Annotated in this window: 20 protein-coding genes, 1 tRNA gene and 1 pseudogene; 5 read left to right on the top strand and 17 right to left on the bottom strand. The window is 61.1% G+C overall.

Annotation, left to right across the window (positions count from 1 at the left end; all coding sequences use genetic code 11):
- Positions 1-41: 41 nt before the first annotated feature.
- A complete protein-coding gene (locus MSIL_RS02495) occupies positions 42-1,109 on the top strand; it encodes an ABC transporter substrate-binding protein (RefSeq protein WP_012589532.1) in 1,068 nt (355 codons plus the stop codon).
- A 68-nt stretch (positions 1,110-1,177) separates the two neighbouring features.
- Here the strand turns inward: MSIL_RS02495 and MSIL_RS02490 are convergent.
- Positions 1,178-1,255: transfer RNA gene (locus MSIL_RS02490), tRNA-Pro, on the bottom strand.
- Positions 1,256-1,656: 401 nt separating this feature from the next.
- Between MSIL_RS02490 and MSIL_RS02485 the strand changes: the two genes are divergently transcribed.
- From MSIL_RS02485 to MSIL_RS20505, 3 genes and pseudogenes are all read left to right on the top strand, one after another.
- Positions 1,657-2,583: a family 2A encapsulin nanocompartment shell protein gene (locus tag MSIL_RS02485; RefSeq protein WP_012589531.1), complete on the top strand. Its 927-nt coding sequence runs from the start codon at positions 1,657-1,659 to the stop codon at positions 2,581-2,583.
- Positions 2,570-4,894 carry a family 2A encapsulin nanocompartment cargo protein cysteine desulfurase gene (locus MSIL_RS02480; protein ID WP_012589530.1) on the top strand — a complete coding sequence of 775 codons (2,325 nt, stop codon included), beginning with the start codon at positions 2,570-2,572 and terminating at the stop codon, positions 4,892-4,894. The genes MSIL_RS02485 and MSIL_RS02480 overlap by 14 nt, the downstream gene beginning before the upstream one ends.
- A 307-nt stretch (positions 4,895-5,201) precedes the next feature.
- A pseudogene (locus MSIL_RS20505) lies at positions 5,202-5,820 on the top strand (UdgX family uracil-DNA binding protein); the annotation flags it as partial.
- An 86-nt stretch (positions 5,821-5,906) separates the two neighbouring features.
- On the opposite strand, the gene MSIL_RS02470 reads toward MSIL_RS20505, so the two are convergent.
- The 3 genes from MSIL_RS02470 to MSIL_RS02460 all read right to left on the bottom strand — a co-directional run bounded on the left by MSIL_RS02470 (position 5,907) and on the right by MSIL_RS02460 (position 10,213).
- Entirely contained in the window at positions 5,907-8,123 is a 2,217-nt protein-coding gene (locus MSIL_RS02470; RefSeq protein WP_012589529.1) for a sensor domain-containing diguanylate cyclase, read from the bottom strand.
- Positions 8,124-8,388: 265 nt separating this feature from the next.
- Entirely contained in the window at positions 8,389-9,015 is a 627-nt protein-coding gene (locus MSIL_RS02465; RefSeq protein WP_012589528.1) for a response regulator transcription factor, read from the bottom strand.
- Positions 9,016-9,085: 70 nt separating this feature from the next.
- Positions 9,086-10,213, bottom strand: a complete 1,128-nt coding sequence (locus tag MSIL_RS02460) for an ATP-binding protein (protein WP_187148695.1) — start codon at positions 10,211-10,213, stop codon at positions 9,086-9,088.
- On the opposite strand from MSIL_RS02460, the gene MSIL_RS21575 reads away from it, so the two are divergent.
- Complete coding sequence (locus MSIL_RS21575; protein WP_187148694.1) at positions 10,196-10,621, top strand: hypothetical protein; 426 nt, start codon at positions 10,196-10,198, stop codon at positions 10,619-10,621. The genes MSIL_RS02460 and MSIL_RS21575 overlap by 18 nt on opposite strands.
- Here the strand turns inward: MSIL_RS21575 and MSIL_RS02455 are convergent.
- The 13 genes from MSIL_RS02455 to MSIL_RS02395 form a co-directional block, all read right to left on the bottom strand.
- On the bottom strand, positions 10,550-11,077 hold the full coding sequence (locus tag MSIL_RS02455) for a hypothetical protein (protein WP_012589526.1): 528 nt from the start codon (positions 11,075-11,077) through the stop codon (positions 10,550-10,552). The genes MSIL_RS21575 and MSIL_RS02455 overlap by 72 nt on opposite strands.
- A gap of 39 nt (positions 11,078-11,116) precedes the next feature.
- The gene (locus MSIL_RS02450) at positions 11,117-12,097 is read right to left on the bottom strand and encodes a YncE family protein (RefSeq protein WP_012589525.1); all 981 of its coding nucleotides are present in this window, start codon (positions 12,095-12,097) and stop codon (positions 11,117-11,119) included.
- A 9-nt stretch (positions 12,098-12,106) separates the two neighbouring features.
- Complete coding sequence (locus MSIL_RS02445; protein WP_012589524.1) at positions 12,107-12,637, bottom strand: SRPBCC family protein; 531 nt, start codon at positions 12,635-12,637, stop codon at positions 12,107-12,109.
- Positions 12,634-13,662, bottom strand: a complete 1,029-nt coding sequence (locus tag MSIL_RS02440) for a vWA domain-containing protein (protein ID WP_012589523.1) — start codon at positions 13,660-13,662, stop codon at positions 12,634-12,636. The genes MSIL_RS02445 and MSIL_RS02440 overlap by 4 nt, the downstream gene beginning before the upstream one ends.
- On the bottom strand, positions 13,659-14,249 hold the full coding sequence (locus tag MSIL_RS02435) for a tetratricopeptide repeat protein (protein WP_012589522.1): 591 nt from the start codon (positions 14,247-14,249) through the stop codon (positions 13,659-13,661). Before MSIL_RS02435 ends, MSIL_RS02440 begins: the two co-directional genes overlap by 4 nt.
- The gene (locus MSIL_RS02430; RefSeq protein WP_012589521.1) at positions 14,246-15,286 is read right to left on the bottom strand and encodes a vWA domain-containing protein; all 1,041 of its coding nucleotides are present in this window, start codon (positions 15,284-15,286) and stop codon (positions 14,246-14,248) included. Before MSIL_RS02430 ends, MSIL_RS02435 begins: the two co-directional genes overlap by 4 nt.
- Positions 15,283-16,179 carry a hypothetical protein gene (locus tag MSIL_RS02425; protein WP_041368361.1) on the bottom strand — a complete coding sequence of 299 codons (897 nt, stop codon included), beginning with the start codon at positions 16,177-16,179 and terminating at the stop codon, positions 15,283-15,285. The genes MSIL_RS02430 and MSIL_RS02425 overlap by 4 nt, the downstream gene beginning before the upstream one ends.
- Before the next feature lie 14 nt (positions 16,180-16,193).
- Positions 16,194-17,042, bottom strand: a complete 849-nt coding sequence (locus MSIL_RS02420) for a DUF58 domain-containing protein (protein WP_012589519.1) — start codon at positions 17,040-17,042, stop codon at positions 16,194-16,196.
- 25 nt (positions 17,043-17,067) lie between these two features.
- Entirely contained in the window at positions 17,068-18,105 is a 1,038-nt protein-coding gene (locus MSIL_RS02415; protein ID WP_012589518.1) for an AAA family ATPase, read from the bottom strand.
- Between the two features lie 121 nt (positions 18,106-18,226).
- Entirely contained in the window at positions 18,227-18,532 is a 306-nt protein-coding gene (locus MSIL_RS02410; RefSeq protein ID WP_012589517.1) for a methanol dehydrogenase [cytochrome c] subunit, read from the bottom strand.
- 68 nt (positions 18,533-18,600) lie between these two features.
- On the bottom strand, positions 18,601-19,209 hold the full coding sequence (gene moxG / locus MSIL_RS02405; RefSeq protein WP_012589516.1) for a cytochrome c(L), periplasmic: 609 nt from the start codon (positions 19,207-19,209) through the stop codon (positions 18,601-18,603).
- Between the two features lie 55 nt (positions 19,210-19,264).
- A complete protein-coding gene (gene moxJ, locus MSIL_RS02400) occupies positions 19,265-20,122 on the bottom strand; it encodes a methanol oxidation system protein MoxJ (protein WP_012589515.1) in 858 nt (285 codons plus the stop codon).
- 141 nt (positions 20,123-20,263) lie between these two features.
- A complete protein-coding gene (locus MSIL_RS02395; RefSeq protein ID WP_012589514.1) occupies positions 20,264-22,141 on the bottom strand; it encodes a methanol/ethanol family PQQ-dependent dehydrogenase in 1,878 nt (625 codons plus the stop codon).
- Positions 22,142-22,429 lie beyond the last annotated feature (288 nt).

Below are 22,429 nucleotides of genomic sequence, written 5' to 3'. Positions count from 1 at the left end.
ACTCCGCCGCCGCCGCTTCCATCCAAGAGCGGAAATTTGCGATGAGACTCACAGGCGCCGTCGGCGATCACGCGCCGACGCGGAGACAGGCGGTCGCGCAAATCTCCGCTTTTTGCGCATTAGGGTTTTCGCCGTCGAGGGGGGCGGCCGCCGTCCCGAAGATTACAGTCGCTCTCGTCCGAAGCGCAGGGTCCGGCCCGCTCTTCATTGCGGCCGCAAAGGGATATTTCGCGGACGAAGGGCTCGATGCCGAGCTGCGCTTCGTTGCGTCCGATGATGACGCGAGGGCCGCCGTCGCCGCAGGCGAGGCCGCCTTCGGCGTTTCGCAGCTGACAGCCTCATTTTTCAGCTATGCGGTAGATCAGCGGCTGACGCTGATCGCCTCGCAATTCAGCGATCAGGCGGGGTTTCCCGCCAATGCTCTCGTGATCGTCAAACCGGCCTATGACGCAGGGTTCAAAAGCGTCCCCGATTTGCGGCGCAAACAGATCGGCCTCGAGGATGTGGGATCTGGCCGTCGCTACGCCCTGGCGCATATCGCCGCGCGCTACGGGCTAGATCCAGACGAGCTCACGATCGCCGCGCTTGAAAGGCCTCAAAGAGAATTTGAGGCGTTGCGCAAAGGCGAAATCGACGCCGCCGTCGTTTCGTTTCACACGGCGCTCGAAACCGCCTCCTCCGCCAGCGATCTGGTTCTCGTCAGGATGGGCGATCTGGCGCAGTCGCAAATGGGGGCGGTCTTCACGGCCCAGCAGACGATTGATTCAAACCGCCCGATCGTCGAGAAATTCATCCGCGCCTATCAGCGGGGCGTCGCCTCCTACGATCTTACATTTCTTCAGCGGTCCGACGGCGACGACGAAGCCAAGCCCGACGACTACGACTCGACGTTGCAGCTGGTGTCTGAACAAGCGAATGTCGCGCCGCGCCTTATCGATCAGGCGCCTCTTTATTGCGATCGCCTCGGGCGATTGGACGAGGCCGACGTCTCGGCGCAGCTCGCATTCTGGCAAGACCACGGAATGGTCGCCCGAAGCGCGTCGGCAGCGAATCTGATCGATGGGTCCTTTACCGCCGAGCGCCTGCCGGGCAATCCGGATCCGAACTGACGGACGCGGCGGCGCCATGCCGTCGATGGCGGCCTTGTCACGAATTTTCTTGAGAAGATGGGGATGATTGGTCGGAGTGGCGGGATTCGAACCCACGACCCCTAGTCCCCCAGACTAGTGCGCTAACCGGGCTGCGCTACACTCCGACTGCCGCGTCTTATAGATAAAGGCCTTGGCCGGCGCAACGCCTGATCGGTCCTCGGCGAGCCAATAAGCCTCGCGGCCAAGGTCCGCCCGTCGCCGAGGGCCCCCGTCGAACACTGACAGCCAGATAAAGGAATTTCTTCAAGGAAAGCAAAGACAAAACTGACATTAGGCTTTGATAAAGAATTTACATTGCGATGTATCTGTCGCAAAAATATAACAAGATTATCTCCATAAAAAATATATACTATAGAAATCGTTAGTTGATGATACTATAGAAAAGCTGGAATGCATCTATTCCGGCTCAATTCTGCAAAAAAGAACAAAATTCTCCTAAAGCGGTGCTACAGCCTGCTCAGCTTGCAACGCGACGCCGCATGAGTTGCGGCAGGAGGAATTTTCGATGGCTGATGAAGTCGAGGCTCGTAGGACGCTCAGCGAGCCGGCAGCCCGCCAGCTCGCCAACGCCACCAAGACCAGAGCGCAATGGTCCGGCATTACGCCACGGTGGCTCGTCTCTTTTCTCCCATGGGTTCCTGTCGAGGCCGGCATTTACCGCCTGAACCGCGTCGTTGAAGGCGAGGGCGAGAGCGACGTCGAATGCAGCCCCAGCCGCGAGCGCGACACCGATCTTCCCGAGACCTTCGTCGATTATGATCATCATCCGCGCGAATATTTCCTCAACGCGGTGACGACCATCCTCGACGTCCAGTCGCGCGTCACAGATCTTTACAACCAGCCCTATGACCAGATTCAGGAACAGCTGCGTCTCTTGATCGAAAAGGTCAAAGAGAAGCAGGAAAACGAACTCATCAACAATCCGGAATACGGCCTGATCCCGAATGCGGCGCCGAATATGCGGATCAACGTGCGCGCCGGCGCGCCGACGCCCGATGATCTCGACGAGCTGATTGCTCTCGTCTGGAAGGAGCCGGCCTTCTTCCTCGCTCACCCCAAGGCCATCGCGGCCTTTGGCCGCGAATGCACCCGCCGCGGCGTGCCCCCGCCAACCCTCAATTTGTTCGGCACGCCCTTTCTGACCTGGCGCGGCCTGCCGCTCGTGCCAAGCGACAAGCTGCCCTTCGTCGACGGCAGGACGAAGATCCTGCTGCTCCGGACGGGCGAGCGCAAGCAGGGCGTCGTCGGCCTGTTCCAGCCGGGCGTTCCCGGCGAAGTCGCGCCAAGCCTCTCGGTGCGCTTCATGGGCATCAACCGCAAGGCGATCGCCTCCTATTTGATCTCGCTCTATTGCTCGTCGGCGATCCTCACGCCGGACGCGCTCGGCGTTCTCGAAGGCGTGGAGATCGACCGCTATCATGTCTACGCCTGAGCCTGCCGCCGCGGCCGCGGCGCTGACGCCGCTTCCGGCTTCGCCGGCGTCTCAATGGGGCGGCGCGGCGCCCTCCGTACCCGATCCGGCGACGATCGCGGCGCTCGCCAACGCGCTGTTCAAGGCGTTTCCCGGAGATCCCGCCCCTTCCACGGGCGCCGCCGGCTCGGGCGCGCCGGAGGCGGGCTTTCCGCCTGCTCCGCCGCAGCCCGATCCGCTGCTCGCCTCGGTCGGGCCCTCGCATGTTGCGGCGCAGGCCGGATCGCCACCCTACGCTCCGGTCTCGCCCGCTTTCGCATCCTCGCCCGGATTTCCGTCCGGAGGCCAGCCGGCGTCAGCCCCCAACGTCGGGCTGCCAACAGCTGCGTCAACGGTCTTCGCTTTTGCCCCCGCGGCCTATTCGCAGCCCCTATCGCCGGCCGCTGCTCCCGTCACGACGCCGTCAGGATATGGCGGCCAATCGGAAGCCGTCCCAAGCGAGGCGGAGCTCGCCGCCCTGCCCGGCGCGTTGACGGACTCGACGGCCCTGACCCATCCGGCGCTCGGCGGCGCCGGCTATTCCGCGGGCGATAAGGCTCTGCCCGGCGAGTCGCTCTATTTCCTCGATGGCCGCGATAGCCACGCCGGCGCGACGCGGCAGGGCGTTCCGCATGCTGGCGCCAAGCCGTCCGACGCTCCGGCGCTTCCGGAAACGGGATCGCTGCGCCCAGGCGCCGCGCCGGACGCCCCGCTTCCCACCGCCGGGGCGACCGCGGCTCCCGCCGTGAATTCCCCAGCCGCAACCCCCGCCACCCGGCCGGCGGTCTTCGGAGCGACGCCCGGGGGACTCATCACGCCCGCCGGTTTTCCGAACGCGCCCGCCTTCAAGATTCCGGGCTTCGAGCCGCGCGAGGCGGCTTCGCTCTTTTCTTCAAATCCCCCGCTTCCGGGCGACCTCTTCACTCTCCCCGCCGAAAGCGCCGCGCCGGCTCCGCCCGCCTCGCCGCTGCCGGAAGCAACGCCATCCGGCGTCCATACGATATACCCCGTCGCTCATGAGGTGAGGCCTGAACTCGGCCCGACCATTGGCGTCGGCGCGCGTCCCTTCGACGCCGCCTCGATCCGCCGCGACTTCCCCATCCTGCGTCAATATGTGCATGGCAAGCCGTTGATCTGGCTGGATAACGCCGCAACGACGCAGAAGCCCCAGGCGGTCATCGACCGGATCTCGTCCTTCTACGAGAACGAAAACTCAAACATTCACCGCGCCGCCCATACGCTCGCGGCGCGGGCGACGGACGCCTATGAAGCCGCACGTGAAAAGACGCGCCGCTTCATCAATGCCCCCTCAACGAATGACATTATTTTCGTGCGCGGCACGACCGAAGCGATCAATCTGATCGCGCAGAGCTACGGCCGCCGCAACGTCAAGAAAGGCGATGAGATCCTCATCACCTGGCTTGAGCATCACGCCAATATCGTGCCCTGGCAGATGCTCTGCGCCGAGACCGGCGCGATCCTCAAGGTCGCCCCGGTCGACGACAAGGGTCAGGTCCGGCTCGACGAATATGAAAAGCTGCTGTCGCGCCGCACGCGCATCGTCTCCTTCACCATGGTCGCCAACGCCATCGGGACGGTCACGCCGGCCAAGGACATGATCGACATGGCGCATCGCCTCGGCTCCTGCGTCATCGCCGACGCCGCCCAGGCCGTCTCGCATATGCCCGTCGACGTGCAGGCGCTGGATTGCGATTTTCTGGTGTTCTCCGGCCATAAGGTGTTCGGGCCGACCGGCATCGGCGTCGTCTATGGCAAACAGCAGGTGCTTGAGGCGATGCCGCCGTGGCAGGGCGGCGGCAATATGATCGCCGACGTCACCTTCGAAAAGACGATTTACCAGCCGCCGCCGGGCCGTTTCGAGGCGGGCACCGGCAATATCGCCGATGCGGTCGGGCTTGGAGCCGCCTTCGACTATCTCGACACGATCGGCATGGCCAATATCGCCGCCTATGAGCATGAGCTTTTGATCTATGCGACCGAAGGTCTCAAGAGCGTTCCGGGACTGCGCATCATCGGCTGCGCGGATGAGAAGGCCGGCGTGTTCTCGCTGGTGCTCGACGGCTGCCGCAGCGAGGACGTCGGCGCGGCGCTCGATCGCGAAGGCATCGCCGTGCGCTCCGGCCACCATTGCGCCCAGCCGATTCTGCGCCGCTTTGGCCTCGAGACGACGGTCCGGCCGTCCCTCGCCCTCTACAACACCTTTGACGACATCGACGCGCTCGTCGCGGCCCTACGGCGCATCTCCGTCAGCCAGCGATTTCGCGCGCGTTAAGCGCTGAACGCCGAAGAGCCTCGCTTTTCGGCGTTCGCTGACGCGGCGGCGCTTATGCGGTCAGCGCCCGGCGGAAAGACGCGCTATGGCTGCGCTTGCCTTTTGGTGCGACAAGAACATATAGTGAACATAGCGCCAGCGACGTTTCGACACTGAACATCAAGCGACTGTCGGGCGAGCCGTTTCCCTGACAATCGAAGGTTGCGCGACCCATTCTGCGCGTTGCGCGTTAGGCGAAGATTGAACGGAGGCCGCCATGGCGATCGGGCGCAATGCGGACAAGGGCGTCGCCGCCCTTTTCGAACGGGAGCCGAAAACCCTCGGCGAATTGAACGCGATGATCGCCGCCTCGCCGCCGCTCGTGAAGGGCGTAACGCAGGCCGTGCTTGGCGAAGGCCCGATTGGAGCCTCGATCGCCTTCGTCGGCGAGCAGCCGGGCGATCAGGAAGATTTGCAGGGCCGGCCCTTCGTTGGCCCGGGTGCAACTCTTGAACCGCGCCATGTCAGAGGCCGGTCTTGATCGAGCCAAAACCTATGTCACAAACGCCGTCAAGCATTTCAAATTCGAGCAGCGCGGCAAAAAGCGGCTTCACCAAAAGCCGACCGCCGGCGAGGTCAAGCATTACCGCTGGCAACTCGAAAAGGAACTCGATTTCGTTCAGCCGCGCCTCGTCGTAGCGCTCGGCGCCACCGCCGTTCTGGCGCTCGCCGGCAAGGCCTTGCCGATCTCGCGAGTCCGCGGGGCGGCTAAATTCGCAGGGCGCGCGGGAATTATCACCGTGCATCCGTCCTATCTCTTGCGTTTGCCCGACCCAGAGGCGAAGCAGCGCGAATATTCGGCCTTCGTTGCGGATCTTAAGCGAATTCGCGCGCTTGCCGAAGACGTTGAGGACGAAGGAAAGCTTTCGCACGCTATGTCGTCATAGACGCCGCAAGCAAGATCTAGCGCGGCTTCTTCTCCCTATCCGCGAGCACGCCACAGCGCTCATCGAGACAACATGGACGTCAGCGATTACGCCGGCGACGGAAATGACGTCTCGACGGACGAAGGGGCGGTCACAGAAGACAACTCTGCCTGGTTACGGCCCTTGATCTTGGCGCGGTACATAGCGGCGTCCGCGCGAGAGATGAGCGATTCCGCGGCATCCCCATCAACATATTCAGCAACCCCGAAACTACAGGTGACGGCCCCGGCCTTCTCGAATACGGCTTGGCCGATCGCGTTTCTCAGATTTTCTGCAGTTTGATACGCCATTTGACCATTGGATTCTGGGACCAGAATGACAAATTCCTCTCCCCCCCAACGAGCAAGCACATCGGTGCCCCTGATATGCGCCGCAGCTATGCGGGACAGTTGCACCAGCACGTTGTCGCCCACCTGATGACCGTGGAGATCATTGATATTCTTGAAGTGATCAATGTCGAACAGCACCAAAGAAAGCGGTCTGTTGTAGCGATTCGCCCTTAATATCTCGGCCGCCAGCGCCTGATCGAATTTCATGCGATTGAAGAGGCCTGTGAGGGGGTCGGTGCTCGCCTGAAATTCAAGGCTGCGAGCCAATTCTTGCAATTTGAGGCGCTTGTCCATTTGAACGCTGTCGTAGACTGATCGCTCCTTGCCAAAAAGATAAATCAACGCCATCAATGTCGCCAGTAGAGTGATGACGATTCCCAAAACACGGTTGGCGAATAACTCCGCCATCGGGATCGTGAGGACCAAAGACCATTCGCTGTCATTCGCGAAGCGCCTGCGGACGAACACGCGCTCTCCACCGAGATTAATCCATGTAGCGTCTACGATCTCCCGCTTCGAGGGCGGCGCAATATTCACCGTCGGACTCTGTCGCGCTGGGATAGATTTCCGGTCGGAGGATGGAGGCCACAATTGGCGGAGAAGAAGCGCCGGTTGATTCGTCAGCACGATCAGACCGTCAGGATCAACGAAGAAATAGGGTTGGTCGAACGCCCTGAGATCGGCTTCAAGAACGTTCAGGGACTTCTTAAGGACAGCATGGCCGACCACCTCGCTATTTGCGAGGCGAATCGGGTAGATCGCATAGAAATAAGGCCGGCGCTCCACAGGATCCAATGCAAAATGGGAGATAGGTTCTCCCGCATTGGCTTTCGAAAAATGGGAAGTTGAAGCGTCACCGGGAGCTTGCAACGCAGAGTCGTCCCGCGGATCGAAAGCAGCGACGATTGCTCCGGTTAGATCCAATATGTAGCCGAGCTTGGCTCCTGACGCCTTGACGCCAACCTCCAGAACGGCTTGGGCGACCTCGCGGTCATGTCGGCTGCCGCCGACCAGCAAAGGAAGCACGGACGGCGATCCGGCCAAGGTTCTCCCCACAGCCTCAACGACGCCAGTCTCGCCAGAGAATCGGCTCGCAAGCAGATTGATATCGCCGCGCGCCTCGTCCTGGACATTTCGTTGATAAATCCCTCCGAGGAACTCCGTCAGCAGCCAGCCAAGAACAAGAATCGTCGCCATGGCGCCTGCGGTCAAAACAAATTGCTTGCGTAAAAACCGTGTAAACCGCTCGGACGAAACCTTCAAAATCAGCTTTTGTCCCCAAATCGCCCAGATCGAAAGAGCTATCCAGCACGCGAGCACACCGCGCACGAGCTGGATGGGAACGCCTGTGTTATGGATGAACCATTCGTAGTTGAAAACGCTCGCAGGCCAGAATGGAACGGCCGGGACAATCGCGCCGGCGGCGACGCCATAAAGCGCAAATCCCACCGCGGCAAGAATTGAAAAGCGTCTTGCTGCGCCCGAGAACCCTCGGGCGTGCAGCGCAAATAAGACACTGGCGGCGAGAGAGCCCACAAGCCCAATCGCGTAGCGCGCAGTGACGCCAGCCACATTCAGCCCGCCGGCGAACCCGCCATACGCTGCCAACAGAACCAATACGACATACAACCAGCGCCCTGGCGGCCTTAGGCCAAAATGAATGGCTTCCAGCCGCGCAAATTCCATCAACAGCAAGAACGACACCGTCATTAACACAGTTCGCGCAAGGGCGAATGGAAATGCGTCGCCGACGATCAGCGCGGTCAAATCCAGCCACTCACTTGCCCCATGAACAACGCCAAACAGTCCCAGCACGGTCCAGGGCTGTTTCCGGTCTCCCTTTGCTATGGCGAAGCAGGTTGCGCCGAGAAGGATGAACGCAAGCCCATAGAAGAAGAATATAAAGTCCATCTGAGTGCTGAAGAAGTCCGCCATAGTTCCTCGCGCATGAGCTCCGGCGTCAAACCTCTCCGGCATCCTAAATGAGTAAAGTTCCCGCCATCGCTTAACTAAGTCTTGGCGTTAGATCTTCAGAGATTCAAAAAAGATAAGCCTCGTCAGCTAACTCGTCGCGCCCTTAAAAGCACGAATTATTGTGATTTTTCTTGCATAAAACAAAAATGCGGGATCGCTGATGCTCGCCCGACGCGAGATTCGCTCTGCGCCAGGCAATTCCGGTCGGAGAGCGCAGATTGACGCCCTATCCGATATGGCGAACCGCAAGGGCGATCAACTCGGCAAGGCTGCCGGCGCCGAGTTTCCGCCGAAGCAAAGAGCAGACATTGACGACCGTCTTGTAGCTGACCCTCAGCTCGTCGGCGATGGCGCGGTAAGATTTTCCTTCCGCAAGGAGCGCCAGGGTCTGAATCTCACGCCGCGACAGATTTGCAAGCGGATTCGACGAGGCGTGTACGTTGACCAAAGCCACCTCGGTTGCAATCGCATTGCTCAGATAGGGTTTACCGGAATCAACTCTCTTGAAGGCCTCTATGAATTCGTCCGGGCCTGCGTCCTTGACGACATAGCCCATCGCGCCCGCTTCAAGAGCGCGACCGATGATGACCGGATCGGCATGCATGCTGAAAACCAGGATCCGCGCCTTCTGGTCGCGCAGGCGCATGCGGCGGATGAGGTCCAGTCCGGCAAGTCCGTTGCTCTTGATGACCAGGTCGACGATCACGACATCCGGCTTCGCCCGGTGGAAAAGGCGATATCCCGACAAGACGTCGCTCGCGACGAAGACGGGCGACACTCCGATATCTTCGAGAAGACGCTTGGAAGCCTGAAGAAGGATCGGATGATCTTCGATAATAAGCGCTGATCTCATTATGGCGCGTCTGCTTTCATAGTGCGGCTCTCACCACGCCGCGCGTCGCGTGACGTGAAGACGCGGAGCGTCAGATGGGGAGAATCATGCAAACGCGCGCGCCATATCCATCCCGATTGGCGATCGACCAGACGCCGCCAAGAGCGTTGACGCGCTCCTTCATCCCCGCAAGACCAAAGCCGGCTTGAATGTCGTCCATAATTCCTTTGCCTGAATCCTCAACAACCAAGCGCAAACATGTCTTGCATTTTGCATTTTCCTGCATGTCCTCCATCTCATGAAGTTCAATCGTAATCGTCGACGCCGTCGAATGGCGAATGGCGTTCGTTACGCTTTCCTGAACACATCGGTAGACCGTCAAATCGATCGGCTCGCTGTAGGTGTATCGCAGCCCTTCCGCCTTTAGAGAAATGGAAACGCCCGCGTGAAGTTTTGAAAGATCGGCAATGAGAATTTCCAATACCTTCTGCAAGGGAACATGGCCGAGCGCCATCGGTCGCAAGCTGGTGAGAATACCACGATTGGCGACTCGCATGCGTTCGATAATTTCCGCCATCAGGGCCGTCTGCTCGGTCAGCGTTTCAATCGCACTGGAGTGATCTTCATGGGTTAATGATGCGGCAATGGCTTTGAGCAGGCGGAGACTGGCGCTCAGCCCGAAGAAGCAAGGCCCGAATTCATCGTGCAGATCGAGCGCGATGCGGCGGCGTTCCTCGTCCTGCAGATTGATCAACCGCTGATTGAGCCTTCGATTTTCGTCATGCGTCTCGCCAAGCGCCGTGGCGAGATGGTTGAACCGGCGGACGATCTCAGCGAGTTCGCGGATGCGCGGTTCGGCGACGCGAGTTGCAAAGTTCTGGTGTTCGAGCTCGGACAGCCCATGCGCCAGCCTGGTTAGCGGCACGAGTATGCGGCCGAAAGTCAGATACAACATGCCAAGTATCGCCAGATTGGCGACAAAAGCGATCGCAGTCAAGGCCGACATATCCTCCCACACTTCCGCCACTTCATCCTGTGGAGCCTCGATAATGAAGACTGTTCCAATCTTGCGATGCTGCGCGATGATCGGCATCTGATGCCGCTCCGCGGGGGGAGCAATCAAGGACACGAACCAGCCAGGAGCAGGCTCGCGCTCCCGTAGCTGATCCGTCGTCAGCGTGCGGTCGACGAGGATTTCCTGTTGGTTCGCATCGAACACCGCAAATCGGACGTGGCGGATAAACCCGAGCTGCTGCGCCAGCGTGTTGAGAAGGCGATCGGGCGGCGTATGCGGTTCGGTCAGCCGAACCGATTCGGCGACAAGTATTTCCGCCAACCGCACCGACACTTTCATCTCGATCAGCGCCGCGTGACGGGCCTTTACGATGATAACGCCGGCGCAAACTATTCCGGCCAGAATGTCGATGAGGACGAAGCCGAGGATCAGCTGTGTGCGAAGCGAGAGCATCCATCGGTCTGGCGCGGAAAGGGGTGGCGATGGAGAATCTGTCATGTCTCAACTATTGGCGAAAAGGGCTCGAGTTCCTTAGACGTTCTATGGCGCATGTTGATAGCGGCTTCTCAGTTCCGCGAGCGCCTCGTCGCTGTTCTTCCCCGCCATTCTTAAGTTGACATAGTGCTGGCACAGCTCGCCATAAAGAAGTTTGCGCCCACTGAATTCCGCCAGCTCCGTGAACTTATCCAGAATCGCGTCGTAATTTTCCTCGATCCCCTGTTCAGACAGGGTTGACGATGTTTGCACCGTTCGATTGGCGATCATTCGCTGGTCTTCCACGAACAGCTTCGAGGCTTGCCTCAGATACAGATCATAGGCCGCGGCCATGGCGCTATCTTTGGCCGCCGGCTGGAAGGCGCGCCGGCTTGCAAGCCACCAGCCCAGATCGACGTGGTCGCCAAGATAAACCCATGCGGGGACATCCGGCGGCGCCTCCTGCGCGATATTGCGCCTCTCGGGCGGCGGGGCGTCGTCGCTACAGGCCGACAGCAGAGACGTTGGCAATAGCGCGATCGCGCCCGCCAGTACGGATCTGAAGGCAGTCCCCAAAACTTTGCGATCATTCATACGATGTGGCCTTGCCGAACGATGAGGCGCGCAGCTCTCTCAAAGGGTCGGGCCAGACACGCGGAGGGCCGCGCGCGGGCCGCCGCCGGTCCTGATCCGCCGCGCCTCGAGGCCGGCTTCGAGATCGATGACCGAAATGTCTCCCGAGAACCAGTTCATGACATAGGCTTTGCCAAGCTCCGCGGCGACCACGACGCCTTCCGGGTAGCGGCCGACCTTTATCTTGACGGCCGCCTCAAAGCGGTTCGTAGCGATAAGGGACAGCGTCCCCGCCTGTTGATTGACGACGAGAAGCGTCTTGCCGTCGTCCGCCACAGCGAGGCCGTAGGGCATCGGGCCGGATTCGAACGCGCCAACCACAGCAAGCCGTTCCGTATCGACAAGGGAGACGTTTCCGCCGCGGACATTCGCGGCGTAAAGACGTCGCCCGTCCGGCGTCAAAGCGAGCGCGAAGGGCGCCTCCCCGACCCGGAGCGCCGCAATGCGCTCGAGACGGTCCACGTCGATGACGCCGATCGTTGAATCCCCCCTTTCCGCGACATAGAGCCGGCGGCGGGACGGGTCGGCGACAATCAATGCGGGCGAGCGCCCGATTGCGATGCGCCCGTTGACTTCGCCGTTGCCGCGATTGACGCGGATCAAGACGGCGTCATTCCAGTCGCCGACGACAAGTTCGTCGTTGGCGGCGACGGCGAGGCCAAAAGGCGTCCCGCCAACATAGAAGGTCTGGAGCAGCTTCTGTTCCCGCACGCCGATCACGGAGATTTCTCCGCAATCCGGATGCGTCGCATAGATGGCGGACCCGTCCGGCGCGCTGGCGAGAGCGGCAGGCCCTGCCCCGAGCGCGATTACCGCCGCCACTTCATCGCGCATGGGATCGATGACGAGGATCCGGCGGCCATCCTGGTCCGCGACATAGATGCGCGACCCGACTCTTGCGCCGACGGGCGCTGCGAACGCTCGGGGCGCCGCAAGGGCGAGGCCGAATGCGCCGGAAAGGAGATCGCGCCGCGTGACCAACCGCTTCTCCTAAGGTTTCGCTTCGGCTTTCGCCTTTAGACCGGCCAGTCCCGCTTTCATAAATTCCGACATGGATTTTTGGGCCGCCTCATCATTCAGATCTTCCGGCGGAAAGTTGCCGGTGTCGCCGCGATAGAAACGGCCGAACCATTCGACCGTGCTGCCGCCATCCGCAGCGGGCTTGACGCTGAGGGTCGCCGAATAAAAACTGACCGCCAGGGCGTCGAGATTGGGGTCCTCGACGCGATAGCTGTAGCTCATTCCCGGGGCGTCATATTCGTCGAGATCCTCCGTCAGAACGCCGCCCTTTTTCAGCGTCAGCTTTCGCGTCGCGCCGGCTTTATTTCCGTCTGTAGACTGGCTTTCGGCAATAAGGGGATGCCAGCTGGAAATGGCGCCAAAATCGGCGACGATCGCCCATACAGCGTTCGGGCTGGCTGCGATGGCGATCGTTTCTTCGGCCTTTTGCGGCGTTGGTCCATGCGCGGCGGCCGCGGTCGCGAAAAGCAAGAATGCGACAATCGAAAAGAAATGTTTCATGCCCGCGATTTTCTCCAGATTGCGAGGGTTGAGATGCGATCCGCGCGCAATCGCTTCAAGAGAGTCCACAGGGGCGGAGCCCCGTAGAGAGCGACGAGCAGGATGAACGCCAGTCCGAGCGCGAAAGGCCGCAGCGGGCGCTCCCGTTCGACCGCGTGCGGCCGGGCTTCCGCCAGGATGGCCTTGCGAAGCGCCGAGGCGTCCTCAAGACGAATGTAGCCAAGGCCTGTCTTGTCGCCGAGCGACTTGAGGTAGGGCTCGCGCAGCGACGAGAGATGTTCCGTTCCCGTCGCGGCCGCCGAGCCAAACGGCGCATTGCGCGGATTGTAGCCTTCACGCTGCTCCGCATCCGCCGGCGGCGGACCGAAGCGATTTTCGTGCGGCACGTCGGCGACGCCGAAAAAGCCGATTTCGCGGCCTTCGTCGTCGAATTTGGGAATGGGAGAAAGCGCAAAGCCCCCAGTCCCGACGATGAGCCCTTTCACCGCGCCTCGCTCGCCCGTAAATTCGGGACCGCCCGAAGCTGGCAAAGGCGGCGCTTCCTGACCGTCGGTGAAGAAGACGAGATCCGCGTTCACATCATGCGCTATGTCGATGGCGCGATAGAGGCCCGCTGCGATATGGCTGTCGCCTTCCCAGGCCATGCGCCAATCGAGTCCGGCGATCGCGCCCTCGACGGGAGCAAAGGCGCCGCAGACATCGATCGGCTCGAACAGAAGGAATGGCTGGCGCTCCGTGAATATGGCGAGGCCGACGCGCGCCGGACATGGCAGCTCGGGAAGGAGCGACCGCAGGCTTGCTTTCACATGTTCAAGGCGGCTGACAGGATGGCCATTTTCGCGGTAGTCGCGGGTGTTCATACTGCCGGTGATGTCAACGACAACGAGGAGATCGACGCCATTGGCCTTGCTTCGAAAACTTGGCAGCGCGAAACTTACAGCGAGTAGAAAGGCCGTTGCGCAAAGCAGCCAGAAGCGCCCGTCGCGCAGCGTCTCGCGGCGCGGAAAGCGCGGCCCCGCAGTCACGGCAAACCCCGCGGCTTGCCCGGCAGATCGGTCCAGAACTCTCCCGGTTTGGCGGGGATCTCTTCGCCGCGCGCTTCGTCGAAGCCGGGGAAATCGCGGATGAGCCGCATCGCAACGTCGAGATTATAGCGCGCGTCCCACAGGTCCGGGTCGAGGCTCAGCGCCTGCCTGTAGTCGGAGCGGGCGAGATTGATGAGCGGCTCGGCCTTTTCCAGTTTGCCGCTCTCGACAAGATCGAAGCCAAGACGCATTCGCGCATTGCCGAGATCGTAGCGCGCTCGCGCTCGCACGGGCGCGCCGGGCTTCTGATCCAATGCATTGACGAGCGCCTGCGCTTCATCGATCGAATCGTGAATGAGCAGAAAATGGATGCGGGCGAATACAACTTCCCCCGCAGAATTAAGCGAAACGGGAACGTCGCGTCCCTCGCGAAGGGCGGCGATTTTGCGGTTATCCGCGCTGGCTGCAGCGTATTTTGAGGCGGCATAGGCGACGCCAGCGAGAGAAGCGGCGAGGAAGCCAACGAGAAGAGGCGATCTCGCCCTGCGCGCAATCTCTGCGAGGCGGCTCCAGATCCTTCGCATCATGCGGCTCTCCTGCGAGAGGGCCCCGCCGCTTGAGGAAGGCCCAGCGGCAGACTGCTTTTGAAGAGCCCTGTCTCGAAAATCTTCGCGGCGACGAGGGCGAGACTCGACAGCAGCCCGAGCGCCGCAAAGAAGCCGGTGAGATCTTCCGTCGGCAGGCGTTCGCGATAGACGATCGGATGGGTTTCGAGTCGTCCGATCTCCGCGACCGCAGCCTCGACAGCGCCGGGATTTTCGACCTCGAACGCCTTGTAGGGAATTTTGAGGCTCTTGAAGAAGAGATCGAGATGACGCTCGGGCATCGCCTGCGGCGTATCCTCGCCGGGCTTTGGCGTGTCTGAAATGCCGGTCGAATTGGCGGTGCGAAGAAACAGCCAGTAGAGATTGACCGGCATGCGCGCGAAGGTCATGCGCAACGTCTGCTGCACTTTGGGATCGATCACAGCCGCGCCGTCCGAAACGAGCAGAAGCACGCGCGGGGATTGGCCGGCGTCCTCGGACAGCAGGCTGAGCGCCGTCGAAAGACCTCGCCCAATGTCGGTGTAATCAAGGCCCGGACGATCGATCGCGGCGACGGCGCCAAGCACGGCGTCCATATTGTCGGTCAACGGAAGCATGCGGATCGGCGAGGTCGAAAACCCGACCACGCCGAAGCGATCATGCTGCCGCCGCCGGACATAGTCCTGAAGGACGCGCCGCGCCGCGTTTGCCTTCGACTCTTCGCCGCCTTCCGGCGGCCGCCCGGCAAAGGTCTCGTTCATGCTGCCGCTGCGATCGATGAGGAGCGCGGTCTCGGCGCCGTCGCCGATCTTCTCAACAAGCTCCCCGCCTCGACGCGGGCCGGTGAGCGCCAGCGCCGTCGATCCGATGGCGGCGACAGCGGCAAACGTCAGCGCCAATGATAACAGGCGCGACAGGACGTCGACGGGAACGCCGCCGAGCGAAGGGTATGCGGAACGGCGCAGAAGGCCGCCAAGCAGCGGCAGCGCCGCCAGCGGCGTGAGCCAGAGGAACTGGGGATCGGCGAATGTCAGACTCATGCCGCGGCTCGCTCGAGCTTCGCGAGACGCTGGCTGAACGAGACAAGTTCAGGTGGCGGCAAAAGGCGTTCCGCCGCCGCCTCGTCGCTGGCGAAGAAGATACGGTGCGAGGCTCCGAAGAAGCGCGCGAAACTCTCCGCCTCGACGAGATAATCTGGATGTTCGGCAAGAAAGCTCTCAAGATCTTCCGCCAGCAGGCGGCGCCCGGCGGTGACGTCGATCGATTGATGCAGGGTTCGGAGCGCAGCGCCAAACTGGTCTATTGACCCGTCCGGCCGCATCCTGCGAAGACGCCGGGCCGCCAGCGCGAAGGGCCGCGCCTGCGCGCGCCGAAACGGGGGCCACGAACGATCAAAGGCCACAAGCCCGAGCATCAACGCCGAGAGGCCCGAAAAGACCAATAGCGCGCGCCGGCTCGGCCCGAGACTGACCGGCGCAGGAGCAATATCGGCGCGCAGGAAATCGATGGGGTTATCGGCGGTCGGCAGAATCTCGCGCAGCGGCGACACGCTGAACGGCCACGGCGCCACAGACGCCTTGGCGGAATTTCCGCCGGATTTGAAGATCAAGTCGAAGCCCGGAATCGTCATGCGCCGGACGTCGAGCGCAACATAAAAGTTCTGATAGACGAGTCGCAGGCGCCATTGTCTCGGACTGCCGCCGAGATCGTCGACCGACACGCTGCGCAGATCGAGCCAATAGGCGACCGGCCCCGCCTTCGGCAGCGACGCGGGGTCGATCAGATAGCCGGAGTCGACGGCGACGAAGACCTCAAGGGCGATGAGGTCGCCAACAAAATAGCCGAACGGCCGCGGCTCCTCCCTTTGCACAGAGACAATTTGCGCTTGCGCTGCAGGACAGGCGATCGCCAGGCACAACCAGATGAAAGCCATGCGCCACATTCGCGTCAGGCTTCCAAAAGCTGGCGGGACAAATTCTCGATGTCGAGGCGATCGGCGACGATGACGGGCGTCCGTCCGTAGCGCAGGAACAGGCGCCGCAACTCGCTCTTGCGCCGCGCAGCCTCATCCAGCCATTTGCGGCGGAGGGCCGGACGCATGAACACCACCCGGCTCTGGCCTGTCTCCAGATCCTGCATCTCGATGAGGCCCCATTCGGGCAAATCACTCTCTTCAGCGGAATCGCCGACGACAATCGGCACGACATCGTGGCGAACAAGACTTGCGAGAAGGGAGTCGATGACGGTCGCCGGTTGACGGAAATCGGAAAGAATGAAGACGAGCTTGCGGCGCCCCGCGATGAGGCCCGCAGCCTCGGCCAGTCCCGCCGCGCTCCGCCCCGCTGGAGCCGATCGACGAAACAAATCCTCGATCTCCGTTTCCAGGCTTCGCCGGCGCGTCGCTCGAATCTGGAAATCCCGGCGGATGTGCGCGTCGGCCCCTATGATCCCGAAGGCGTCGCCGTAGCGATGCGCCGCGCGCGCCATGGCGACACAGATGTCTTCAACAAGGGCGATCTTCGAGGCCCGCCCCGTAAAACCCATCGAAGCCGAAAGATCGACCAGCGCATAGACGTTGACGACGCTGCGCGGCTCGAAACGCCGCACATGGATCTCGCCGAACGGATCGCGCAGACTGGCGCGAAGATCGATCCGGCGCGCCTCCGGATGGCGTGAAAAAGGCGCATGATTGCGAAACAGGCCGAGACTGCCGACATCGGCGCCGGGATGAGCTCCGGGGCGCCCCGTTCGCGGTCGGGCATGCGGGCGGTAGGACAGGAGCGCATCTTCTCTCATCGGGATGTCCAAGAATATTGACCCATCAGGGCGATGGGACCGTCTCAAAGACTCGCCGGCAAAGCTCCGCGACCAGCGCCTCGCGACGCAGTTCATAAATCGGATCGAGGAAAATACGGTGCGCCATCGTCTCGAAGAACACGTCGCGCACGTCTTCCGGCAGGAGAATGTCGCGGCCCTCGAGCCAGGCGCGAACGCGGGCGGCGCGAACCAGAAAGCTCAGTCCGCGCGGACTGCCGCCGCCCTGGATCAGCCGCTCCATGTCGACATCCGCAAGCGCGATCCCGAACGAAAGCGGATCGCCGATCGCCTGCCACAGCGTCACAACGTAATCCTCGATGACCGGGCTTGCGCGGACTTGTTGCTGAATGGCGCGAGCAACTTCGTCGAGCGCGCGATAGTCGACCACATTTGGCTGGACTGAGTTGACCAGCGCATCCGCGTCGTGGAACCGCGTCTCGAATATCAGGCGCCGCCGCGTTTCCCTGTCGGCCGGCGCTTCGACGCCGATCTCCATGAAGAATCGATCCCGCGCGGCTGCCGGCAACTCGAATGTTTCCTCCCGCTCGACGCGATTGCGGTCGGCGAAAACCTGGAGAAACGGAAAATGATAATCCCGATCAAAAGCCGAGAGGCTGCGCTCGGCCATGAGCCGCAGCAAAAGCGCATGAACTTGCGGCCGCGCGCGGTTGATTTCGTTGAAGAAAAAGATCGATAGCTCTTCGCCGCGGCGAAGCGCCGGACCCGGCTCGACCCGCGGCCGCCCGTCCGCCGCAAGATAGGTATGATAGATGAGATCACCCGGCATCAGGTCGATCGTGCCTTCGACCCGCTCGAAAGCGCCTCCTATCGCGCGCGCGAATGCGCGCAGAAGAGTCGTCTTCCCGGTGCCGACATCGCCCTCCAGCAACACATGTCCGCGCGCGAAGACCGCGATCGTCAACAGCGTTATGGCGCGTTTTTGACCGAGCACCGCCTTGCCGATCTCAGCCTGCAGCGCATGGGCGGCGTTGCGCCATGCCGCGAGATCTGGAGCAGACTCTTGCTGCGGCGCCGCTGTCATATTTTCCATTGTGCTGGATGTCGGGATCGAGGCATTGAATCCTGCGTCCCGCCCCGGCGATGCGCGGGAACGGGACGAAATCCACATGGGGCGGAGCGAGGCGCCGGGACGCGCTCGAAAATCAGTCTGCGATCTTTTCGACCTCATAGACGAACTTGCCGGTCTTCTTGAAAGCCGCGACGCGCTTGGCGTTGCGTTCTTCCATCGCGGTGATTGACTCCGACTGCTTGGCGAGCTCTTTCGGATTGTGCTTCGGGTCGTATTTCGAACCGGCGATCTTCGCCGGAAATCCCGGCTTCGGCTCCCAGCAATTGCCTGGCGCGACACAGGTCTGGCCATCATAGGCTGCAGCGGAAAAGGTCGTCACTGCAAGCACGAAACCAGCGGCGCAGACCGAGGGCAATGCATATGCGATCTTCTTGAGCATGTTGTTCTCCTCCGGGTTAATCGCGATGTTTGGCGCGATATCGCTTGGCGGCCATTGTTGGCCGCTTATTATTTGCTGAGCGCCGTCGCTGGCTTGGCCTCGGCGGCCGGATTGCAGAGACCCGGCGAATCCGCAGGGATCGGCGCATCGTGTTCGCTGTAGGGCTTAAAGTGCGCTTTCTCCTCTGGCGTCAGCCAGACCGCTCCGCTGGCGCCATCCTTGTAGAGGTGACGGACCCACGACATGACCTGCAATATCTCGTCAAGCGTCAAATTGAGCGATTGCGGTCCCATCTGCGCTTGCGCGCCGCCGAAGATCGTCTCGAACATGCCCTGGTCGGTCTGATTCTTCGGATAGGTCCAATAGTCATCGTTAAGGCCCGGACCAATCTTACCCTCGGCGAGATGGCCGTGACAGCCCGAGCACGCCGTTAGGAAGATCTGCGAACCTTTGTACAGGCAGCTCTTGTCCGAGCTATACGGGTTGTGCCCGGTTTGCAGAAAGCGCTTCACGCCTTCCGTGTCGCGCCCGTCTGGCAAAGCGTCATCGAGCGACATGGGTTCGCCGGTCACCGTATTCCTGAGATCGAGGCTGGTTGTTTGTGCGAAAGCTCCTAGGCAGATTGTGACGGTCAACATGGAAAACGCGAGGTTCCGATAGAATTTCAGACGCTTCATTCTAGATTCCAGGTCACGCAAAGTTTCTGTCATTGACGTTTGTCGGCGCGGCCGGTCACATCCCCTTGTCGAGCAGAGGAATGCCTTCCTCCTTGAGAATCGATGTGATCCTGGGCTGAGCTTTCGCGAGGCCTGCGTTCACCTCCTCGAGAAGGGCAACGTCATCTTTACGCACCCCAACAGACTGATCGAAATGTTGCGGCGTCTTCGCTCCATCGCCGCTGATTGCGTCATCGGAAATTACCGTCATGCGAAGGGGCTCCGGCGAGGCCTTCACGTAGCGCGCGACTTCCGGCGCGAACGCGGCCGCGAGACCGGCGTTGCCCAGAACGACTTCCTCGACGATCTTTGAGGGCGGGATCTGCGTATATTCGTTCCGCGGCGCCTTGAAGTTCACCAACGAATAGAGATAGGCCATGTTGTCTTCATATTTGCCGAGATCTTTCAGCATCACCTCTCCAGGCGAACCGAACGAAACGGCGATATGACCGACCTTGTCAATTCGCGGATCTTTCCAGGACTCAATATCGAGGTTTTCATTCTCGCGCGAGAGGAAGACATAGGCGGAGCGATAATAGGGGGCGCTCGAAAGCACGCGCGCGTCGCCCGTATCAACTCCGATGACGACGTCGCAGAGATTCTTGTCGAGATAGTCGCGGACGAGGTAGATCGCCGGCCGGGCGGTCCATACAAAGACGGGCTTGCGATTCATCGCCTCGGCGAGCGCGATGGCGATACGGTTCTCGAAGCCTTTGCCGTCCTTGATCGAGAACGGCGCCTCTTTTTCCGACGCGCAGATTCTCAGGTCCCTGCTTTTGTCGGCCGCGGCCTGCTCCGCAATCGCGCCGCCGCCAAGGGCGACAAGCGCTACGCCAGCGCCTAGCCAGCCGAAAAGAAGATTGTCGCGTCGCATGGCTGGGATATCCTCGGTTTCATCTGTGAAAAATGAGCGGAACGCCGGTGTGTTCGGTCCGGAAGCCGGCGTTCCGCTCTGAACATTTCGCGGCTGGTCGGGGGAAGCCGCGAAACGTCAATTCGAGGGCGTCGATCGGGGCTATTTGCTTGATGCAAACTCGCCGAGATTCACGTCGTCATAGGGGCCCTTCCCGTCGAGCGAGAAGACCATCGTGCCGCCGCCCATCTGGGTGTAGTGCGCGAGCTTCTTGAACGCGCCGACGGCGCCAAGGCCGGCGGTCGGATCCTGAAGGTCGAACACGAGGCCAACGCCCGGCCATCCGCCGACGCCATAGTTGATGGCGACATATTGAATGCCCTTATGGGTGTAGGTAATCGGATATCCGATGGAGCCGGACGGAAGCTTGAACTTCCACAGCAGCTCTCCGGTGTCGGTGTTGCGCGCCTTGATGAAACCGTCGAGCGTGCCGTAGAAGACAAGGTCGCCAGCCGTGGACATGGTGCCGCCCCAAACCGCGAATTTCTCCATCTTCTCCCATTTGAATTTGCCGGTGATGGCGTTGTAGGCCTTGATCTGTCCGAGGCCTTCATAGTTCTGACGGTCGCCCTTCGGACCGGGATACATGTTCAGCGTCGCGCCCACAAAGAACTGACCTGCGCGGTAGGGAAGCATGAAAGGCTCCCAATCCATGCAGATATGATTGATGCCCATGTAGAAGAGCTGCTTGTTGGCGTCGTAGGAGTCATGACCCTGATTGTGATAGCCCATCGCCGACGGACACACCTCGCGAGCGAGATGGTCCATACGCGTGCCGAACTCGGGATCGCGGACCGGTGTGCCAGACTTCAGATCGACCTGCTTGAAGACGTTGACGGTGTCGTCGATCTTGTTGGCGCTGACGAGGTCGCCATTGGTCCGGTCAAGCGTGTAGACGATGCCGTTGCGATCCGGATGGGTCAGAAGCTTGCGCAGCTTGCCGTCCTTGTCTTTCTGATCGGACAGCATCATGACATTGACGCCGGCGAAATCCCATTCGTCGTGAGGGGTTTTCTGATAGCCGAAATGGGCTTTGCCGGTGTCGACGTCACGGCCGAAAATCGTCATGGTCCATTTATTGTCGCCTGGACGCATGGTTTCGTTCCATGGCGCCGGGTTGCCGGTGCCGAAATAAGTCATGTTGGTGTCGGGGTCGAATGCGTACCAGCCCCAGTTTGTGCCGCCGCCGATCTTCCAGGCGTCGCCTTCCCAGGTGGAAGTGCCAAGACCTTTCTGGCCATAATGGGGGTTCTTGATATTGAAATCGTCGGCGAGAAGCAGGTCCGAATCCGGGCCGGTCGCATAAGCGCGCCATTTCTGCTCGCCCGTTTTCACGTCGTATCCCGTCACATATCCGCGCACGCCAAGCTCGGCGCCTGAGGACCCGACAAGAACGATATCTTTTACAACATAAGGCGCGATGGTGAGCGTCGAGCCCACCTTGATGTCGGAATTCTCGACCTTCCAGTAAACCTCGCCCGTCGCCGCGTTCAAGGCGACGACATGGCCGTCAAGCTGCGTTTTGAGGATCAGCGAGGGCGTCTTGCCGTCGCCCGGCCAATAGGCGAGGCCGCGATTGACGACGTCACAGCATGCGACCGCGCGCGCCGCGGGATTTTGCTTGGGCTTGTCTTCCCAAAGGATCACGCCCGGCTCGTCGAGATCGAGCGCAAAAGTCGTGTTGGGAAAGGGCGACGAGATAAACATCTTGCCGTCGACGACGAGGGGCGCGCCTTCATGACCATTCAAAACGCCAGTCGAGAAGGACCAGGCCGGTTTTAGCTGCTTGACGTTGCTCGCGTTGATCTGGGTGAGCTTGCTAAAGTTGTCGGATTTATAATCCTTGCCCGGCATCACCCAATTGTCGTCGCTCTGCGACAGTTGGTTTAGCTTGTCGTTCGCCGATGCAATCGGCGCAAACCCGAACTGAGAAATGGCCACGAGCGTGGCCACGGATACAGAGGTTAAAAGTGTGCGCATTCTCGACGTCCCTCACGTTCCTGCCCAGTAGAGACGCACGGTCCGCCAAGCTCTAAGACGCCTGACGGAGGTCGCGGTCCTGAAGTTTTTCCCGGCTGCTTTTGCAGACCGATTCAAGCTTTATCGCAAGGAGCTGCGCCTTCTTACGCTGCGCCAGACTCACTCGTGAGAAGCGGGTTCATTAAGCACCGCGCGGGTTGTGGCGGAAGGAGCGAACGTTCCATTTCACCCGGGAACAATTGGCAATCCCGAAGCGCATCGAGCGCAGTCGACTCGGATAGCCGCGCT

The sequence above is a fragment of the Methylocella silvestris BL2 genome, assembly GCF_000021745.1.
Taxonomy (GTDB): domain Bacteria; phylum Pseudomonadota; class Alphaproteobacteria; order Rhizobiales; family Beijerinckiaceae; genus Methylocapsa; species Methylocapsa silvestris.
The sequence above is the reverse complement of the archived record's forward strand: the minus strand, read 5'-3'. Positions and strand labels throughout refer to the sequence as shown.

What these genes read in the sequence shown, in the direction of transcription:
- MSIL_RS02495 (WP_012589532.1), top strand. Translation starts at nt 42, where the DNA reads ATGAGACTCACAGGCGCCGTCGGCGATCACGCGCCGACGCGGAGACAG.
- MSIL_RS02485 (WP_012589531.1), top strand. Translation starts at nt 1,657, where the DNA reads ATGGCTGATGAAGTCGAGGCTCGTAGGACGCTCAGCGAGCCGGCAGCC.
- MSIL_RS02480 (WP_012589530.1), top strand. Translation starts at nt 2,570, where the DNA reads ATGTCTACGCCTGAGCCTGCCGCCGCGGCCGCGGCGCTGACGCCGCTT.
- MSIL_RS02470 (WP_012589529.1), bottom strand. Translation starts at nt 8,123, where the DNA reads ATGGCGGACTTCTTCAGCACTCAGATGGACTTTATATTCTTCTTCTAT.
- MSIL_RS02465 (WP_012589528.1), bottom strand. Translation starts at nt 9,015, where the DNA reads ATGAGATCAGCGCTTATTATCGAAGATCATCCGATCCTTCTTCAGGCT.
- MSIL_RS02455 (WP_012589526.1), bottom strand. Translation starts at nt 11,077, where the DNA reads ATGAATGATCGCAAAGTTTTGGGGACTGCCTTCAGATCCGTACTGGCG.
- MSIL_RS02445 (WP_012589524.1), bottom strand. Translation starts at nt 12,637, where the DNA reads ATGAAACATTTCTTTTCGATTGTCGCATTCTTGCTTTTCGCGACCGCG.
- MSIL_RS02435 (WP_012589522.1), bottom strand. Translation starts at nt 14,249, where the DNA reads ATGATGCGAAGGATCTGGAGCCGCCTCGCAGAGATTGCGCGCAGGGCG.
- MSIL_RS02430 (WP_012589521.1), bottom strand. Translation starts at nt 15,286, where the DNA reads ATGAGTCTGACATTCGCCGATCCCCAGTTCCTCTGGCTCACGCCGCTG.
- MSIL_RS02425 (WP_041368361.1), bottom strand. Translation starts at nt 16,179, where the DNA reads ATGGCTTTCATCTGGTTGTGCCTGGCGATCGCCTGTCCTGCAGCGCAA.
- MSIL_RS02420 (WP_012589519.1), bottom strand. Translation starts at nt 17,042, where the DNA reads ATGAGAGAAGATGCGCTCCTGTCCTACCGCCCGCATGCCCGACCGCGA.
- MSIL_RS02415 (WP_012589518.1), bottom strand. Translation starts at nt 18,105, where the DNA reads ATGACAGCGGCGCCGCAGCAAGAGTCTGCTCCAGATCTCGCGGCATGG.
- MSIL_RS02410 (WP_012589517.1), bottom strand. Translation starts at nt 18,532, where the DNA reads ATGCTCAAGAAGATCGCATATGCATTGCCCTCGGTCTGCGCCGCTGGT.
- moxG (WP_012589516.1), bottom strand. Translation starts at nt 19,209, where the DNA reads ATGAAGCGTCTGAAATTCTATCGGAACCTCGCGTTTTCCATGTTGACC.
- moxJ (WP_012589515.1), bottom strand. Translation starts at nt 20,122, where the DNA reads ATGCGACGCGACAATCTTCTTTTCGGCTGGCTAGGCGCTGGCGTAGCG.
- MSIL_RS02395 (WP_012589514.1), bottom strand. Translation starts at nt 22,141, where the DNA reads ATGCGCACACTTTTAACCTCTGTATCCGTGGCCACGCTCGTGGCCATT.